Genomic DNA, 16,404 nt, shown 5'->3' with positions numbered 1-16,404 from the left:
TAAGCCTAATAGGCACGATAGCGCCGACGTCGGCTGGAGCGCGTGGTTAGAAGCATTATACTCACGGCAAGATGAGCGTACGAATATCAGTCTCATAGTCTTCATATGTCGACCATTCCAATAAAGTCAGGATATTGTGGCTATAGATATCAAGTTTTGGGTTTGAAAGATCAAAGGCAGGGTCTCTAACCGGCCCATAACCATGACCTAGGGCTAAAGCATCGAAAACAGCTTGAGTAATACGGCGCTGATTGGGATCATCCCAATGATTGTATTGATTGCGGGCCGCATAAATAACAATACCCACGGGGAGTCCTCGCACTTCTCGACCTATGCAAGATTTAACAGCCTTTTGTCCAGAATTCACGAAACCGCTACAAGACTCAGGAACTTCTTCATTTTGGGAAAACGAGTCGATTGCCATTGATGCAATTTGCAGTATGGAACCACAAAGAGTCGCATTAGAAAATGACAGACCAAAGTATTCGTGACTCTTTTCTCTCGACCTCTCGATATCGGTCTTATTCTCTTCATACCATTTCGAGAAGGCTTCATTCCATAAATCCTTATCATCAAATGGAATTCCTGAAACGAAAACAGGATTCGGCATTTCTTGAAGTATTTGCCGGTAATATGCCGCTCCTTCAAACAACTGCCTTACAGCATGTTCTGATTCTTTTATATATTCTGATGCATCCATTCCGTTTCTTAGCTTCTAATAAGTGATTCTTTAGACCTGCATATTTTACACACCGGACCACAGCGTCGAAACAATTTTTCTGAAAACGTTGTTGATTTAAACAGGATAACCTATGTAATTTTCACGGATCAATGGGGTCAGATTCCAATATTGCTACCTTAAGAAAAATCAAAGGGGTCAGACTCGATTGATTTTGAGTCTGATCCCATTGATTATCGTATTGACAGACCATTTTATTAATTATTATTCAAATATTTCACTGACATAGTATTTCAAAAACAGTGTTATATTTTTAGTTTTTTCAGTTGGATAATCCAAATCAGATTGAACTTCGATTAAGAATGAGCCAATTCCCACGATAAATATTAATGCACTACCAAGCAAAATCCCCAGCCATTGATATTTAAAATATCGATTCACTAAATACAGGCTGGTTGCTGCTGTGATGTAAAGGACAATGAGTAGTACGGGTGCTACAAAGAAAACCAAAAAACTATTATTGGCCGCCATATTAACTCCGATGTCGTAGTATTTCATATACATGCTCATGAGACTTAGAGATAGCAAGGCAACAGGAAAGGGCAGCAGGAAATATAAAATTTTGCCTATTGAAAAAATCAATGAGGGTTGTTTGATGGTTTCATTCATTGGGGGCTCAAAACTTTAACTTGTAGGCTATTTATAGTCGTTGTCAGTAATGGCTACATTGGTGGCATTTTCTTCTTTTATCCCTTGCCTAATCTCTAAATCAAAGGGGTCAAATCAAGGGGGGGGGGGGGCAGACTCGATTGATTTTAAATTGAGCCGATTTTCTGTCATCCCCTCTGGGAGATGGTTCTACCTGCCGCGCCAGTTGTAATTGAATGCGTTCTTTGAAGCGGCTGTCGCCCCCAACGCCCACGCTTTGTTAGTCGCCTCTCTGAATCAAAGGGGTCGGATTCGATTGATTTATGAATCAACTATAGCGCAGAACGCAAAATGTTGGAATGTGAGAACTGACCCTGTCGCCCTGCTGTGGGGAAGGATAAATTGGTGATGACGGCTGATCTGAGCGGCTGAAATCAAAGGCGATTGATCCTGACGTGTGTTCAGACTTCTTTCACTCCGGGAGTTTCACGGGGCTCCACCTTCAGTTCACCCGTGACGGCGAGCACGTCATGCCGGGTCGCTTCCCCTTCGCGCCAGAAGCGGATATCGACGGCTGCCTGGCCCACCCGCAGCTGGTGAAGGGTGAGGTCCGGCAGCCAGCGGGGCAGCACCGGATCGATGTAGAGCGTCTTCTTGTGGGCATCGGCGTCGAGCCCCAGGATGGCGCGAATCAAATGAAACACGCTGCCCGCTGCCCAGGCCTGGGGCACATTCGCGCCGAGGTACTGGACCGGGAAAGTACCGGGTCTCCGCTTGACGCCCGCATACAGTTCCGGCAGGCGACTGAACCTGAAGTAACTGGCGGCTTCGCTGACATCGCGGGCAATCATCCCCGCCTCTTTCGTGAATCCGTAGCGTTTGAAACCCATGGCGATGATCCCATTGTCGTGCGGCCATACCGAACCATTTTGATAAGAGAACGGGTTGTACGCCGGGTTCCTCTCGGAGAGCGTTCGAATGCCCCAACCACTCCAAAGATCGGGCTTGAGCAGTCGCCGGACCACCTGCTCGGCACGGTCCGGGCGCACAATGCCGCTCCAGAGAAGATGGCCTGCATTGGATGCGATCGTCTTGACCGGTTGCTTGTCTCCATCCAGGGCATAGGCGTAGTAGCCGAGATCCTCGCACCAGAAGCGCTCTTCAAAGCGACTCTGCAGCTCTGCGGCTTCTTTTCGCAGTTGTGCGGCTCGCTCGGGATCGCCAAAGTATTCGATTCCTTCCGCGACCCGAAGCTTGGCATCGAAGACATACCCCTGAAGTTCGCATAAGGCTTTCGGCCCTTTGACCAGCGAGCCATCCGGATAGACGACGGAATCACCGGCGTCCTTCCAGCCCATGTTTTCGTAACCGCGACCGGAACGGGTCTGATACTCCTGGAATCCGTCACCGTCGCGATCGCCAAAATGATCGATCCATTCCAGGCACCGCCGTATGACATCCTGGTAATGGGGGAAAAGCAGGTCATCGCCCAACCATTTCCAGGCTTCATGCAGCGCAATCAGATACAGGATGGTCGCGTCGGCCGTGCCGTAATAGGGCGTATGCGGGATGCGTTTGAAATGTGCCAGCTCGCCGGACCGAAGCTCGTGGGGCATCTTGCCGGGCTCGGCGTCCCGGTAATCATCAATTTCGGTTGCCTGAAGATCCGCCAGGCGCCGCAAGGTGCCCCGGGCGAAATCCGGGTATACGATCAGATTCTGCAGGCTCACGATCAGGCTGTCACGGCCGAAAACGCTGACAAACCAGGGGACTCCGGCCGCTGCGAGCATCTCCTGCTGTTGTTCATCATCACGGGGCAGGCGCAGCGCCGCCATGTCTTCGACGGATTGCCGATAGAGCCGATAGAAATCTTCGTTCGAGGTGGTGATCTGAGTGGTGACTTGCTTCCAGTGCGAGAGATTCCGGGCGGTTTTAGAGCGATGAAGCGCATGGGCGCATTCCTCAGGCGCTTCATGGAGGCGGTCGCCTTCGAGGATCTCGTATTTGCAGCAGGCGTGCCAGGCGGCCCCAGGCGGGAGATCCACCTCGAAATTGAGGCGGCCATTGCCGTATACGGCCTTCGAGGTGCAGTGCTCCATCCTCACGATGAGCGATCTGTGAAAATCATCGTGGCGGTAGCAGGTGATCAACTGCTGGGGGGCGCTCTTCCATTCGGTTTCGATGTGCCCCCTGCGCGTAAACTCTTTGGCCTTGACTTCGAAGATATCGGCAAAATCGGAGCGAATCAGGATCTCAAGATTGAAGTGCAAAGGCTGGCAACTGTAGTTCCGAAGATCAATGTCCTCGTGCAGCCCTTCGGCGACTGCACGGCTCAGTACGAGTCCCAGGATTGACGGCGCAATTTCGCCATGCTCCGTGATGACTCTGGGGTTCGCCAGGTAGGTCCGCGACGCGTAATAAGTAATCGTTGCGGAATTCAGGAGGATCCAGGGCTGACCATCGATGTAGAGTTGATAGCGGCTGATGTATCGAGTATCCCGGGAATAGAAACCCTGGTCGGAAGCATTTGTGATGGATCCGTCGAATTCGGAGACGAGGAAGGTATTTCCATAATTGATGATGGTGACGGGAGGGCCGACCGTGACATCCAGAGCCATACAAACTACCTCCACGAAGAGGAAAACAGTCTATTGGACCTAGCGGATTCAGGCAGGTTCATGTCACCGCCTGGGCATTTTCTTTATTACAGTGTGTTATGAACTTGTTCTAATTGCCGGGGTATTCGATGCTAATGAATCAATCGAGTTATATAGAGCTCTAGTCAAGTACTTGATTTATAAATCTATTATTGAAAGTTCGTAATGCGCTCTGAGAGTCAATGGGGTCAAATTCGATTGATTTGTGGAAGGTCACAGTCTTTATTTCAATCGAGTCCGCCCCCCTTTGATCCAATCGTTTTTATAATCAATGAGTGCTTGTTACTGCGTACCTATTTTGGTACGCTGCATCAATGAATCCAATCCTGTCTGTTAGATTTTTTGCAACTGAAGCCGGCAGCGAGCCCGTTAGAGAATGGCTGAAAGGACTATCGGCCCAAGATAGAAAAACGATTGGCGAAGATATTAAAACGGTGCAATTCGGTTGGCCTCTTGGTATGCCGTTAGTCGATCATCTCGAAAGCGACATTTGGGAAGTCAGAATTAAGCTTGATAACCGGATTGCGCGCGTTCTGTTTGTCATCGACAATCATACGATGATTTTGCTGCACGGCTTTATCAAGAAAAGTCAAAAAACACCGAAGCAGGAACTCGATTTGGCAAAACAAAGATTGAAAACATTACGAGGTAAGCAATGAACAGTCAACATGAAGAGAATCCTCATATCGGCAGCAGCTTCGACGACTTCCTGAGCGAAGAAGCCATACTTGATGAAGTCACAGCGGTAGCGACCAAACGGGTCATTGCTTGGCAAATATCAGAAGGCATGTCTGCGCTTAAGCTCAGTAAAACGGCAATGGCAAAAAAAATGCACACTAGCAGAGCTTCGCTTAATCGGTTGTTGGATGAAGAAGATACCAGTTTAACCTTGACCACCTTAGTGAGCGCCGCCGCCGCTCTGGGTAAAAAGGTAAGAATAGAATTAGAACCGATGTAAATTTTGTGCCAGCATAGCCAGTTGTAGGCTCAAAACCGGCCAACCAGAGACATTCAAGAATGTCAGCAAAATGGCGGCTGCAATATAGAAAGCAGTTGTTCAACGATGCGTCTGAGCCGCGCCAGCGGTGCTGGCTCCAGCCGATGGTTAGCTATTCCTCTCTCGTTCTTGCCGAACAAGTGCGATCAATGATGCCCACGCTTCATCAGGCTGCCATATGCGACGCATGAAGTCATTGCCCTTCTCGCGTGACCAGCCAAGCCTGGCTTCGCCATACAACGCCATGAAGCTGGTAACGCGCTTATTTGCCGCGCAGTGAACGAAAACTTTCTTGCCCTGGACGGCATTCATGAGCCAAAAAAACTGCTGGAGATTTTCCCGTTGCGGCGCCTGAAAGTTAACTGGGATATGGTGATACTCAAGCCCTAACGACTGCACCAGGCCCGCCTCATCCGGCAGGCAATACCGCGGATCAAGCAGGCCGAGGTTAATGACGACCTCGAATCCCTCCGCAGCAACCTCTCGCAACTGGCTTTCGGATGGCTGGCCCGCGGTGGCCAGTCTAGGGGTGACCGGTATGAAGTTTTTTATGTGCTCCAGCGCCATGTCTCGATTCTATTATTCCTCTTGTGCAGGACCGTAGGTGCGATTAGCGCAACGTAATCGCACCTACGGTCCTGATACCAGTTGAATGCTATCGGTTTCCCTTCCGAAACCTGGCTAATTCATCATTTCTCAACTCTCTTGCTTCTGTACTACTAACTTTCTTTATAGCCATGTTTATTTTTCCTCATTTTTCTTCTTGACTGGTTTGAACTGCTTCAGCTCTTCGTCTGTGGGCAATGCTGAATCCGGATCACTTTTTGCTGCATCCTCGATTTCCTCGTCGGTAATCTCGTCAACCTCTTGCCAGTTGGTTTTGCCCTTTAGCTTCTTAACTTCTTCAGCAGAAATTTTCTTAATGGCCATGATTTAACCTCCTAAAAATCAAAATATTCCACGTTCATATGTCGCACGCTCTTTCTTGTTCGCCTTTCGTGCTGATATGACTCTGATAGTATTCCCTGTCGAGTTTACTTAGGCGCCGTTCATCAAAGAAGACTTGTATTGCATCCATAAAGTCAATTTTATGCTTAGCACGGTTTATATTATTTTTGTTTTCATCCCATTCAAAATCATACATTTCTCAAATGCTCCTTTTACCAATTTCAGCTAACAAGTGATTCCCTAACCCGGATATTTCATCAGCCCCATGAAGCCGCCCCTCAGAGGCACTCGACGACCAGAAACGACTGATATTTTTTGGAGGAGAAGTTCAACGGGCTGTTTTCAGGGTTGATTGCCGATTTTCAGGCACAGCTCCCCCTTACCCCGTTGTTTATAGCGTGCCGGGCACAGCACTTACCGAGTGCTAATCAGGGCACAGGCGCTGGCAGACAGATCGAAACAAGGATTGGAAGGGATAATGACTGCTCAGCAGCAGCCGAATACGGCGGGTATTGCGGATGACCACGGCGCCGATTTTAAACAGTTTCAGGCGAATGGTGGCACAGGTGGCCTGCGCCAGTTCAGTATGGTTCAGGGCGATCCGGCGAAGGGCCTCGATCAGCGTATAGGCCAGCGTCGACAGCAGCAGGCGGAACTGGTTCGGCCACCACAGACTGCAGCTGGTGCGGTCGGCAAACAGATCCAGTTGTTGCTCTTTAATCCGGTTTTCCATCTCGCCTCGGGCACAATAGACTTGTTCGTAAAGCGTTTGCGCCTCGCCTGCCAGGTTGGTCACGACATAGCGCGGGTTGCTGCCTTGACTCATGTGTTCGGCTTTGAGGATGACTCGGCGCCGGCATCGCCAGGTGCCGGCTTTATAGTGCAAATCGGTGAACACGCGTTGTTTCTGTTGTGTTGCCTCATATTGTGTCCGGGCTTGCTCAATCCAGGGTTGACTCAAACGCTTCAAGCGCTGGTTTTTGGCCAAACCAACGATATAGCGGACGCCCTTCCGCTCGCACCAGTTCAGCATCCGATGCCGACAAAAGCCGCTATCGCCACGGAAGATAATCTGAACGTCCGGCCAGACCTGACGCAGGCGTTTGACCAGCAAGGCCAGGATCGCCCAGCTGTGCTTGGCCCCGTCAATATTGCTGGGGCGCAAATAGCTGACCAGGCACTGATTACCGCAAAAGACATACAAGGGCAGAAAACAGTAATTCCGGTAATAACCGTGGAAAAAACGCCCTTGCTGTTCACCGTGAACCGGATCATCGGTGGCGTCGAAATCCAGAATGAGGGACTTCGGCGGCGTCTTATAGGAGGCGATGAACTGCGCCAGTAGTTCCTCATGCATCCGCCACATCAAGCCTCGGTCCGCCCGCTGTTCGAACCGGCACAAGGTGGAGCGGCTACCCAATGCCTGATCCTTTTCCACGGCCGTCTGAAAGGCGATATCGTTTCGGAGTGTATCGTGATCGTTCAAATCCTCATAGCCGCAGGCCAGACCATAAACCCGTTGTCGCAGCAAGTCGACTACCGGATGCCGGATGCGCTCAGGATCCCTGGGATCGTGCATCTGTTCCGCAATCCGTTGGGTTAACTGGAGCTGTTGGTCAATGGTTCTTAACAACAGCACACCACCATCACTGGTGATGGCTCCGCCGCTGAATTGGGCTTGTATTTTGCGGCGTTTAAAGGCAGGAAAATCTATTTGAGCTGCGGTACAATTTGGCACGGGCAAATCCTTGTTCAAATTCAATCTAAGCAACTGAATTTTATCGAACTCTACGGGATTTGCCCGCTTTTTTTATGAAATATCCGGGCTAAGTCTGCACATCTTACATACTGGACCTCAGCATCAAAACAATATTTTCTAAAAACGTTGTGGTTCTAAAAGGGATAACATACGTAATTTTCACGATAAACAGATCCAGATAACTTCAAGGCATTTATAACGAACTTGCCCAAGCTATTCAGCAAATAGCTGCTATACGACTAAATGTCGCCATTCAAATAATTCGCTGACGTTACGCACAGACAGAGGGTCATGCCGTCCGCAACGTCGAACATGGGCATTGTTCCCCTGACCGGCCGGGTTTTTAAATGGGGGCAACCGCAGTAGTGGGAGCGATGCCTACATCGCGATTCAATACCACCCGGCAAGTCGCGATGTAGGCATCGCTCCCACAGGGACGGCCTTAGGCTTGAAGGAATGGCGGAGGAAGTTTTTTGACCGAATCAGCCCCTGCCGGCGCCTGAGTCAATTGTCCGCGTAACATCAGTAATTCGATTGAAAGACTGCAACGTGTCGCATTCAGCCAATCAATCCCAGATTCAATTGAAACCTGATTGTTAAAGCCATTATCCGGCCTAATCCGCATTATCAATCTCGAAAAATGTCCACTGCACGCGCGGGTGGATTTCCTTGATCCGGCTTTCCATGGCGTTGATTTCACGCACGGCATCGGCGACCGCCATGTCGGGCGTCAGTTCGGCTTTGATCGTGACCATGACGCTGTTGCCGTGGTTGATCGCCCACAGGTTCAGCACCCGCACCACGCACGACTGCTGCTCCAGATAGTCTTTGATGCTGTCGCGAATGCTGTCGGCGCTTTCGCCGACAATCAATGAGTGCACTTCCCGGCCGACAAGGGCCGCGACGCCGATCAGCAACAGGCCGATCAGCATGGAGCCGGCGGCATCGAACGCGGTGTTGCCGGTGATTATCGTCAGGCTCAGCATGACCAGCGCGATGACCAGTCCTGCCAGGGCCGCCAGATCCTCGCCGGTCACGACCATCAATTCGCTGGAGTGCGTCTCCTGAAACCACTGCCACAGCGTGCGCTCGCCTTTTTCCGCCTGCAGGGCCGCCAGCGCGCCTTTCAGCGAGAGCCATTCCAGGCCGGCCGCCACCAGCAGGATCAGAAACGCGACACCGGCATTTTCAACTTCGTGGGGAGTGGTATAGCGCAGCCAGCCTTCGTACACCGAAAACACGCCGCCGACCGTGAACAGCGTTATCGCGACCATCATGGACCAGACATAGGCCTCGCGCTCGTATCCCATCGGATGGCGCGCGGTGGGCTGTTTTTGCGAGCGCTTCATGCCGATCAGCAGCAGTATCTGATTGCCGGAATCGGCAAAGGAATGGATGGACTCGGCCAGTAACGAGCCCGACCCTGTCCAGAAAGCCGCCGCGGTCTTGGCGATTGCGACACCTAAATTAGCCGCGAGGGCATAGAAAACAGCGGTGGTTGAATTGGAATGTGACATGGATGTTGCTGCCGGGTTGGGTTATAGGGAACGACGGGCCAACAGCGCCCGATGGCCTGTCGCGGGCTTAATAATCAGGACTTACGCAAGCCTGTGGGGGCGACTTCAGTCGCCCATTCAGATAAAAGGCGACTGCCAACAGTAGGCGCTTTAGGCGAAGTCGTCCCCACAGGTTTTAAACCCGCTTGTTTCGGAGGATGATCAGGCAAACCGCGTAAGTCCTAATAATTATAGAATGGATCGCGGCGAATAAAACGTAACGGCGGCAAATCGGAGTCGATTCAGCCGATGGCGTTGATCAGCCAGGCCAGCAGCCTGATCGTCAGCCAGATGACCAGCCCGATGACGGCAATGATGGCCGCCGCTATGAGCACGATTGAAACGGTATGCCTTTCGACGGACGCCTGCGGGGACTGGTAGTAGTTGCTCAGCAACTGAACGTTTTTCTGGTTGGCCTTAAAGGCGATATCGAAGATGTCGCCGACCAGCGGCACGGCTCCGAGCAGCGTTTCGAACACGACATTGACGCCCATGCGCATCAGCACGACCCGCGGGACGCCCATTCTGGCGGCTTGCCAGATGATGTAACTGGATAAAATCCCGCCCGTCGTATCGCCGATGCCAGGAATCAGGCCGATCAGGCTGTCCAGGCCCATTCGAATGGACGTGCCCGGAATGCGGAAGGAATTATCGAGCAGCCAGGCCATGCGCTCCAGCTTTTTCAGTTTGTCCATTTGTTTCTGTATCCGGAAACCGTGATGAGCGAGCTTTCAATCGTGATATTGCCGTAAGCGCTGCGGCCTCCTGTCCCGTCGGCAACGCGGCAAACACCACCGGATAACGAAAATACACAGCCTATCAAGCGCGGTCTGTGCGTTTGCGTACATAAGCGGGCCGGATCGGCTTCGGGCACCGGAACAATCGATTGCGCGCCGGCATCAAACCACAACGGGCCTCCCGGCTCCGGCTATAATCAGCCACAGCCATGCGCGACCGGCGTCCATGGCTTCTTCCGACCAAGGCGATGTATATGACTTTATCGAAACTGACGACCATCCTGATCCTGTGGCTGGGCATGGTAGCGCTGTTATTCATCATCGAGCGCTTCAGCGCCGCGCCGTCCTCATGGGATCAGGTCATTCTGTCCCATGCCGCGCAGCTTCGAACCCTCTGGCTGGATCGGCTGTTTTTGTTCATCACCGACTTCGGGTCGCTTTATTTTCTGGCGCCGTTGACCGCGGTTCTGGCATGGCTTCTGATCCGGCGCGGCCATCCGGACGAAGCCTGGTTTCTGGCGTTGAGCCTGGGCGGCGCGAGCCTTGTCGCGCGTCTGGCCAAATACCTGTTTCAGCGCGCGCGGCCGGATGCCTACCCCCATATCGCAGCGCTGCCGCTGGATGCCTCGTTTCCCAGTGCCCATACCGTGCAGATCACGGCGTTCGTGTTCGCGCTTTGCCTGATAATCAGGCGGCTCGATGCGCGGGCCATGGGCTGGTTCATCGCCGTAGCGGCGCCGATTGCCGTCATGGTCGCGCTGTCGCGCCTTTACCTGCAGGTACATTATCCCTCGGATGTGATCGGCGGCGTGGTCCTGGCGCTGCTATGGGTGCTGGGCACCCGGCAGCTTTTCAGCGCGCCCGGCATCAGGGCCGGATAGCGTATGAGGCTGTGAAAGAATTAGTGAAAAACGTCATAAAAAGCCTTATTCACCACGAAGATCACGAAGGACACGAAGAAAAAATTAAGTTAATCAAAAGCTTAAAACTTCGTGCTCTTCGTGTCCTTCGTGGTTAAATCCTTTAAATTGAATACTTTCACAGTCTCGTATGCGCAGTACATTTCCGGCCCGTGCTCAGCGCTGCGCGTGAGGGAAGCGGTCGATGCGGCGCAGCGGCGGAAACAGCCAGATCCATAAGAAGGTGATGGCCAGCGTCGCGCCGCCGCCGATGACCACGGCCGGCACCAGCCCGAACCAGGCCGCGGTAATGCCGGATTCGAATTCGCCCAGCTCGTTGGAGGCGCCGATAAATACCGAATTGACGGCGCTGACGCGGCCCCGGATCGCATCCGGCGTTTCCAGCTGCACGAGCATGTGACGGATGTAGACGCTGACCATGTCACCGGCGCCTATCAAGAACAGCGCCAGCAGGGACAGGTAAAAATTGTGCGACAGGCCGAACACAACCGTTGCCGCGCCGAACAGCGCCACGCCGCCGAACATCCAGCGTCCGACCTGTCGGGAAATGGGCCACCAGGCCAGCACCACGGCCGTCAGCGCCGCGCCGACGGCCGGCGCCGTGCGCAGCAGGCCCAGACCATGCGGGCCGATATGCAGGATATCGCGGGCATAGACCGGCAACAGCGCAACCGCGCCGCCGAACAGCACGGCGAACAGATCCAGCGAAATCGCGCCCAGCACGATCGGTTTGGCGCGCACGAAGCGCAGGCCTTCCAGCAGTGTGTGCCAGGACGCCGGCTCACGCCCGGCCGCCGCCTTCCTGTCGGTGCGGATCAGCAGCACCAGAAGCGCCGACAGCCCCAGCAGGCCGGCAACAATCGCATAAACCGTCTGCGGTCCGGCCAGATACAACAGTCCGCCCAGCGTGGGGCCGAGAATCACGGCGACATGATACGTCGAGGAACTCAATGCCACGGCATTGCCGAAGCGCTCGGCCGGCACCAGGTTGATCACGATGGCCTGGCTGGCCGGCATCATGAACGCGCGCGCCGAGCCGTACAGGGCCATGACCGCGAACACCGGCCAGACCGCTTCCAGGCCCGACAGCGAGAATACCAGCAACAGCACGCCGCAGAGCATTTCCACGACAAAGCACAAGGTGATGATCCAGCGCCGGTCCCACTGGTCCGCGGCCTGCCCGGCGATCAGAATCAGCACCGCGAAGGGCGCGAACTGCGACAGGCCGACCAGGCCCAGATCCATGACATCGCCGCTGAGCGCATAAATCTGCCAGCCCACGGCGACGGTCTGCATCTGCACGGCGATCGTGGCCAGCAACCGCGCGCTCAGGTACAGGGTGAAATTACGATGGCGCAGCGCGCCGAACCCGCTCAGGGATTGTGACATGAAGATACCTTATAGACTGATGTTACGTAACGGTCAGGGAATTTTTTCCACGAAGAGCAAAAGCAGGCGTCTCTATGCGACACGTAGAATCCGAAGTTTTCTATTTTCTTCGTACCCCTCGTGCTCTTCGTGGTTGTTATGGGTTTGCGCGACTGCCACCTGCCAGTGACAAAAACCGTGCCTGGTTCACATTTTTGAAATTCAGCCTGAACCGGGAAGCGATTGTAACAAATCTGTCACACGGCATTGGTAATCTCTCGGCTCCTGGGAGCAGGACCGTTCAGGACCAACCATGTTAAGGCAAGACAATAATGACAAAAAACTTGAAAGTGGGGTTGCGCGGTTTTTCCGAAAAAAAGGCCGAAAAACTCGAGAAAATTTTTCAAGCGACGGGCAACCGGGAGCGCACTTATTCTATTGCGAAACTGACCGACCGGACCGATCTGTTGATAGTCGATATCGACCAGCAGGCCGTGTTGGACGATAAACACCTTATCGAGACCATGCCCCCCGAAACCCCGGTCGTGACGGTCGGCCAGTCCGACAAGCCGGAAGGGTCCGATTACCATATCAAGGGCCTGTTGCTGGCGACCCGGGTCATACGCGTGCTCGACCAGGTCGAAATTCCGGCCCGGAACCGGCAGTCCTATAGCGAAGGCGAACAGGCGCCTGAAGCCGGCAGCTACCAGGCGGATGCCGAGCGCGCCAGGGATGCGGCTTACGCCTACGCCGTTCTGGTCGTCGACGACAGCGAGCTGATGCGCAAGACCGTCGCGCTGGAACTGAAGCAAGCCTCGCTGCCGTTGCGCATCGATTTCGCCGAGAGCGGCGAACAGGCCCTGGCCATGACGGCCGAAACCGCCTACGACTTCATTTTTCTCGATGTCATGATGCCGGGCATGGACGGTTACGAAACCTGCAGCCGGATCAGGCAACTTGCCGGCATGAAGAAAACGCCGATCATCATGCTGTCGGCCAGAACCTCGCCGTTGGATGAAGTGAAAGGCGTCATGGCCGGCTGCACGAATTACGTCACCAAGCCGATCAAGTCCGATGAATTCCAGAACAGGCTGGACCGCATCATGAATTGGCTGGGCAATTATAAAAAACCATAACAAGGAGCCGCGATGGCGATTAGAAAAATTTTGTGCGTCGACGACATGGCCGTCGAACTGAGCAACCTGAAAAACATCCTGACCGAAGCCGGTTACGAAGTGGCGACCGCGCATTCCGGCAAGGCCGCGATGGATGCGATTGCGGCCAACGGCAATCCTGACCTGATTTTCATGGATATCGTCATGCCGGACGTCGACGGCTTCACGACCTGCCGCAGGCTGGCCAATGACGAGGCCACCAAAAATATTCCTGTCATCTTCCTGTCCAGCAAGGGCGAGCAGGCCGACAAGGTCTGGGCGCAGCTGCAAGGCGGCAAGGCCTATATCACCAAACCCTATCAGAAAAATGAAATCCTGGACCAGATCAAGGTGTTCGAGCGGTGAATGCGCAACCGGCAGAAGCTGAGGCGGTGGGGGCGGCGTTTATCGAGACCGCCGACCCGAACGATGCGCTTCAGGGCATGCAGCGCTATGGCTTCAGGATAGGCCCTCTGGGCTTTCTGTTTCCCGCGCATTGCCCCGGCGAGATCGTGACCGACCCGGAGATTTATCCCATCCCGCATACCCGAAACTGGATGTTGGGCGTCATAACGCTGCGCGGCAACCTGATTCCGGTTTTCGACCTGCACGGCCTGCTGCTCGAAGCGCCGGCCGACTCGGCCAGACCGACGGTGTTGGTTCTGGACCAGGGCAGGCAGGCGCTGGGCTTCGTGTTGAAAGACTCGCCGCAATGGCTGACGGGACTTGTCGAAGCGCCGGAAGCGAGCGTGCCGGTGCCCGATCTGATCGCCGGGCAAATCAGCACGGTTTACCAACAGCAAGAAACGGCCTGGCTGGCTTTCAATAAAACGGACTTCTTCACGTTTCTCGCGGAAAGCGCGAAGTCCTGCTGACCATAATTTTTGCCGCGTTGCCAACGGGACGGGAATTGCAGGGTACGCAGTACCTACGAGACTGTGAAAGTATTCAATTTAAAGGATTTAACCACGAAGGACACGGAGAGCACGAAGTTTTAAGCTTTTGATTAACTTAATTTTTTCTTCGTGTCCTTCGTGATCTTCGTGGTGAATAAGGCTTTTTATGACGTTTTTCACTAATTCTTTCACACTCTTCTACCTTCCAGGCCGCGATACGCCGGCGAATTTTAACTACGGAACTCTCTAATCGAACAGCATAAAAACATGAAAAACTTAAGCATACGACTCAAACTGCACGGCGCCTTTCTGTTGATGCTGGCGGTCCTGGCCGTGCTGGGCTATTACGCCATGGAACGCCTGGATTCTTATTCCGAGGAAATCGCCAAGAACAACGAGCAGGCCAATAAAATCGCCAGCCTGTCCCTGGAGGCGACAATCCTGTTCAAAAAACAGGTCCAGGAATGGAAAAACATGCTGATCCGCGGCCATGTGCCAAAGGATTACGACCAATACAGCCGCCAGTTCGAGGACATGCGCCGGCAAACCCAGGGCACCGTCAGGCAACTGCGCGCGCTTGCCGCGGGACATCCCGAAATCACCAGGGCCGCGGATCAGTTTCTGGCCGAACATGATCGCCTGACCGAACTTTATCATGCCGCCATCCCGCTGTTATTCATGAACGAAACCGGCCTCGGCTACCGCGATGTCGATGTCAAAGTGCGCGGCATCGACCGCGCGCCGACGGACGCCATTCAGCATATCGTCGAACTGGCCGGGCAATTGAAAAACCGCACCGCCCAGACGACGCAACAATCGATAGCGCAGTTCAAGCAGGAAACGGCGGCGATCGCCCTGGCCCTGTTGTTGCTGCTGATCGCCTTGTATGTGGCCGTCGTCGAGTTCAGCGTCCTGAAACCGGTCAAATTCCTGACCGCGTTGGTGCTGCGGATTGCCGAAGGCGACTATGAAGCGCGCGCCAATACCGATGCCAGGGACGAAATCGGCATCCTGGCCCGCAGTTTCGACGCGTTGCTGGACGAGCGGGCCGAAAAACTGGCCGCATCCGAGCAGGCCAGAACCGAATTGAACAACTCGGTCATCGGCTTGCTGCAGTCGGTCGCCCGTTTGAGCCAGAAGGATCTGACCGTCAATATCCCGGTCTCCGAGGACATCACCGGCACGCTGTCGGATGCGATCAACCTGCTGACGCAGGAGACGGCATCGACGCTGAAGGATGTGAACCAGGTATCCGAGCGCGTCAACCTGTCGTCCGGCAAGGTCAAAAGCCAGTCCGATGCGGTCATGATTTTCGCCGAGCGGGAACGGATGGAAACGGAAAAAATGCTGCAGGAATTGAATTCGGCGGTGGCGATGATGCTGAATGTCGCGCGCATTTCCCAGACCACCAACAGTTCGTCCAAGGAAGCCATGCAGGCGACCGACACGGCGCTGCAGGCCGTGACCGACACCGTGCAGAGCATCAACATGATCCGCGAGATCATTCGCGAGATTGAAAAGCGGGTCAAGCGGCTAGGCGAGCGCTCGCAGGAAATCACCGGCGTCGTCAACATCATCAACGAAATCGCCGAGCGCACGCACGTGCTGGCCTTGAACGCCGGCATGCAGGCGGCGCAGGCCGGCGAGGCGGGCCGGGGCTTCATGGTCGTCGCGAACGAGGTGCAACGGCTGGCCGAAAGCTCGCGCGAGGCCACCGGCCAGATCTCGCGGCTGGTGAAAAACATTCAGGTCGACACCGCCGATGCCGTCACCACCATGAACGACGTGATCACGCAGGTGGTCGAGGGCACGCGCCTGGCCGAGGAGGCCGGCGACCGCATGAAAGACACGCGCAACGTGACCATGAAGCTGGTCGAGTATGTACACGACATTGCCGACAAGGCCATGAAGCAGGTCAAGCTCGGGCAGATCCTGAAAGAGCGCGCCACGGTCATCCAGCAAAGCACCGAAAAGACCCATGTCCAGCTACAGGCGCAATCGCAGTTGTCGGAAGGCCTGGTCAATGACGCTGAAACGCTGCTGAAAAAAGTCCGCGTATTCAGACTGCCCGCCTGATAGCGAGCC

The 16,404-nt window shown here is 54.1% G+C and carries 17 protein-coding genes; 7 read left to right on the top strand and 10 right to left on the bottom strand.

Annotated features, from left to right (window positions below; translation table 11 throughout):
• Positions 1–61: 61 nt before the first annotated feature.
• The 3 genes from METMA_RS0107875 to METMA_RS0107865 all read right to left on the bottom strand — a co-directional run bounded on the left by METMA_RS0107875 (position 62) and on the right by METMA_RS0107865 (position 3,945).
• The gene (locus METMA_RS0107875; RefSeq protein ID WP_020158533.1) at positions 62–700 is read right to left on the bottom strand and encodes a hypothetical protein; all 639 of its coding nucleotides are present in this window, start codon (positions 698–700) and stop codon (positions 62–64) included.
• Between the two features lie 243 nt (positions 701–943).
• Positions 944–1,348, bottom strand: coding sequence for a hypothetical protein (locus tag METMA_RS0107870; protein ID WP_020158532.1), 405 nt, complete (start codon positions 1,346–1,348; stop codon positions 944–946).
• Between the two features lie 440 nt (positions 1,349–1,788).
• Complete coding sequence (locus tag METMA_RS0107865; RefSeq protein WP_020158531.1) at positions 1,789–3,945, bottom strand: amylo-alpha-1,6-glucosidase; 2,157 nt, start codon at positions 3,943–3,945, stop codon at positions 1,789–1,791.
• Positions 3,946–4,298: 353 nt separating this feature from the next.
• Between METMA_RS0107865 and METMA_RS0107860 the strand changes: the two genes are divergently transcribed.
• Both METMA_RS0107860 and METMA_RS0107855 read left to right on the top strand, forming a co-directional pair.
• On the top strand, positions 4,299–4,643 hold the full coding sequence (locus tag METMA_RS0107860; protein ID WP_020158530.1) for a type II toxin-antitoxin system RelE/ParE family toxin: 345 nt from the start codon (positions 4,299–4,301) through the stop codon (positions 4,641–4,643).
• Positions 4,640–4,942 (top strand): XRE family transcriptional regulator, encoded by a 303-nt coding sequence (locus METMA_RS0107855; RefSeq protein ID WP_020158529.1) that lies wholly within the window; start codon positions 4,640–4,642, stop codon positions 4,940–4,942. Before METMA_RS0107860 ends, METMA_RS0107855 begins: the two co-directional genes overlap by 4 nt.
• Before the next feature lie 147 nt (positions 4,943–5,089).
• Here METMA_RS0107855 and METMA_RS24275 read toward each other — a convergent pair whose 3' ends face one another.
• The 6 genes from METMA_RS24275 to METMA_RS0107825 form a co-directional block, all read right to left on the bottom strand.
• Positions 5,090–5,548 (bottom strand): protein tyrosine phosphatase family protein, encoded by a 459-nt coding sequence (locus METMA_RS24275; protein WP_020158528.1) that lies wholly within the window; start codon positions 5,546–5,548, stop codon positions 5,090–5,092.
• 174 nt (positions 5,549–5,722) lie between these two features.
• Entirely contained in the window at positions 5,723–5,911 is a 189-nt protein-coding gene (locus METMA_RS0107845) for a hypothetical protein (protein WP_020158527.1), read from the bottom strand.
• Between the two features lie 34 nt (positions 5,912–5,945).
• On the bottom strand, positions 5,946–6,125 hold the full coding sequence (locus METMA_RS24270) for a BrnT family toxin (RefSeq protein WP_040590450.1): 180 nt from the start codon (positions 6,123–6,125) through the stop codon (positions 5,946–5,948).
• Between the two features lie 228 nt (positions 6,126–6,353).
• Entirely contained in the window at positions 6,354–7,667 is a 1,314-nt protein-coding gene (locus METMA_RS0107835) for an IS1380 family transposase (RefSeq protein WP_020158526.1), read from the bottom strand.
• 635 nt (positions 7,668–8,302) lie between these two features.
• Positions 8,303–9,205, bottom strand: coding sequence for a cation diffusion facilitator family transporter (locus tag METMA_RS0107830; protein WP_020158525.1), 903 nt, complete (start codon positions 9,203–9,205; stop codon positions 8,303–8,305).
• 281 nt (positions 9,206–9,486) lie between these two features.
• A complete protein-coding gene (locus METMA_RS0107825) occupies positions 9,487–9,939 on the bottom strand; it encodes a DUF4112 domain-containing protein (RefSeq protein ID WP_020158524.1) in 453 nt (150 codons plus the stop codon).
• 296 nt (positions 9,940–10,235) lie between these two features.
• On the opposite strand from METMA_RS0107825, the gene METMA_RS24265 reads away from it, so the two are divergent.
• The gene (locus tag METMA_RS24265; RefSeq protein ID WP_051114336.1) at positions 10,236–10,862 is read left to right on the top strand and encodes a phosphatase PAP2 family protein; all 627 of its coding nucleotides are present in this window, start codon (positions 10,236–10,238) and stop codon (positions 10,860–10,862) included.
• A 195-nt stretch (positions 10,863–11,057) separates the two neighbouring features.
• Here the strand turns inward: METMA_RS24265 and METMA_RS0107810 are convergent, their stop codons facing one another.
• Positions 11,058–12,290 carry an MFS transporter gene (locus tag METMA_RS0107810; protein WP_020158521.1) on the bottom strand — a complete coding sequence of 411 codons (1,233 nt, stop codon included), beginning with the start codon at positions 12,288–12,290 and terminating at the stop codon, positions 11,058–11,060.
• Positions 12,291–12,601: 311 nt separating this feature from the next.
• Here METMA_RS0107810 and METMA_RS25745 point away from each other — a divergent pair, with 311 nt between their 5' ends.
• The 4 genes from METMA_RS25745 to METMA_RS24250 all read left to right on the top strand — a co-directional run bounded on the left by METMA_RS25745 (position 12,602) and on the right by METMA_RS24250 (position 16,395).
• A complete protein-coding gene (locus METMA_RS25745) occupies positions 12,602–13,405 on the top strand; it encodes a response regulator (RefSeq protein ID WP_020158520.1) in 804 nt (267 codons plus the stop codon).
• Positions 13,406–13,417: 12 nt separating this feature from the next.
• On the top strand, positions 13,418–13,789 hold the full coding sequence (locus tag METMA_RS0107800) for a response regulator (protein WP_020158519.1): 372 nt from the start codon (positions 13,418–13,420) through the stop codon (positions 13,787–13,789).
• On the top strand, positions 13,786–14,298 hold the full coding sequence (locus tag METMA_RS25740) for a chemotaxis protein CheW (RefSeq protein WP_020158518.1): 513 nt from the start codon (positions 13,786–13,788) through the stop codon (positions 14,296–14,298). Before METMA_RS0107800 ends, METMA_RS25740 begins: the two co-directional genes overlap by 4 nt.
• 288 nt (positions 14,299–14,586) lie before the next feature.
• Complete coding sequence (locus tag METMA_RS24250) at positions 14,587–16,395, top strand: methyl-accepting chemotaxis protein (RefSeq protein ID WP_020158517.1); 1,809 nt, start codon at positions 14,587–14,589, stop codon at positions 16,393–16,395.
• Positions 16,396–16,404: the final 9 nt, after the last annotated feature.

The organism is Methylobacter marinus A45, from assembly GCF_000383855.1.
Classification (GTDB): Bacteria; Pseudomonadota; Gammaproteobacteria; order Methylococcales; family Methylomonadaceae; genus Methylobacter; species Methylobacter marinus.
Note: the sequence above shows the minus strand (reverse complement) of the source record. Positions and strands in the feature narration are given on the sequence as shown.

Coding starts and splice junctions, on each gene's coding strand:
- METMA_RS0107870 (WP_020158532.1), bottom strand. CDS start 1,348: ATGAATGAAACCATCAAACAACCCTCATTGATTTTTTCAATAGGCAAA.
- METMA_RS0107860 (WP_020158530.1), top strand. CDS start 4,299: ATGAATCCAATCCTGTCTGTTAGATTTTTTGCAACTGAAGCCGGCAGC.
- METMA_RS0107865 (WP_020158531.1), bottom strand. CDS start 3,945: ATGGCTCTGGATGTCACGGTCGGCCCTCCCGTCACCATCATCAATTAT.
- METMA_RS0107845 (WP_020158527.1), bottom strand. CDS start 5,911: ATGGCCATTAAGAAAATTTCTGCTGAAGAAGTTAAGAAGCTAAAGGGC.
- METMA_RS0107830 (WP_020158525.1), bottom strand. CDS start 9,205: ATGTCACATTCCAATTCAACCACCGCTGTTTTCTATGCCCTCGCGGCT.
- METMA_RS0107800 (WP_020158519.1), top strand. CDS start 13,418: ATGGCGATTAGAAAAATTTTGTGCGTCGACGACATGGCCGTCGAACTG.
- METMA_RS24275 (WP_020158528.1), bottom strand. CDS start 5,548: ATGGCGCTGGAGCACATAAAAAACTTCATACCGGTCACCCCTAGACTG.
- METMA_RS0107810 (WP_020158521.1), bottom strand. CDS start 12,290: ATGTCACAATCCCTGAGCGGGTTCGGCGCGCTGCGCCATCGTAATTTC.
- METMA_RS0107855 (WP_020158529.1), top strand. CDS start 4,640: ATGAACAGTCAACATGAAGAGAATCCTCATATCGGCAGCAGCTTCGAC.
- METMA_RS0107825 (WP_020158524.1), bottom strand. CDS start 9,939: ATGGACAAACTGAAAAAGCTGGAGCGCATGGCCTGGCTGCTCGATAAT.
- METMA_RS0107875 (WP_020158533.1), bottom strand. CDS start 700: ATGGATGCATCAGAATATATAAAAGAATCAGAACATGCTGTAAGGCAG.
- METMA_RS24250 (WP_020158517.1), top strand. CDS start 14,587: ATGAAAAACTTAAGCATACGACTCAAACTGCACGGCGCCTTTCTGTTG.
- METMA_RS25745 (WP_020158520.1), top strand. CDS start 12,602: ATGACAAAAAACTTGAAAGTGGGGTTGCGCGGTTTTTCCGAAAAAAAG.
- METMA_RS24270 (WP_040590450.1), bottom strand. CDS start 6,125: ATGTATGATTTTGAATGGGATGAAAACAAAAATAATATAAACCGTGCT.
- METMA_RS24265 (WP_051114336.1), top strand. CDS start 10,236: ATGACTTTATCGAAACTGACGACCATCCTGATCCTGTGGCTGGGCATG.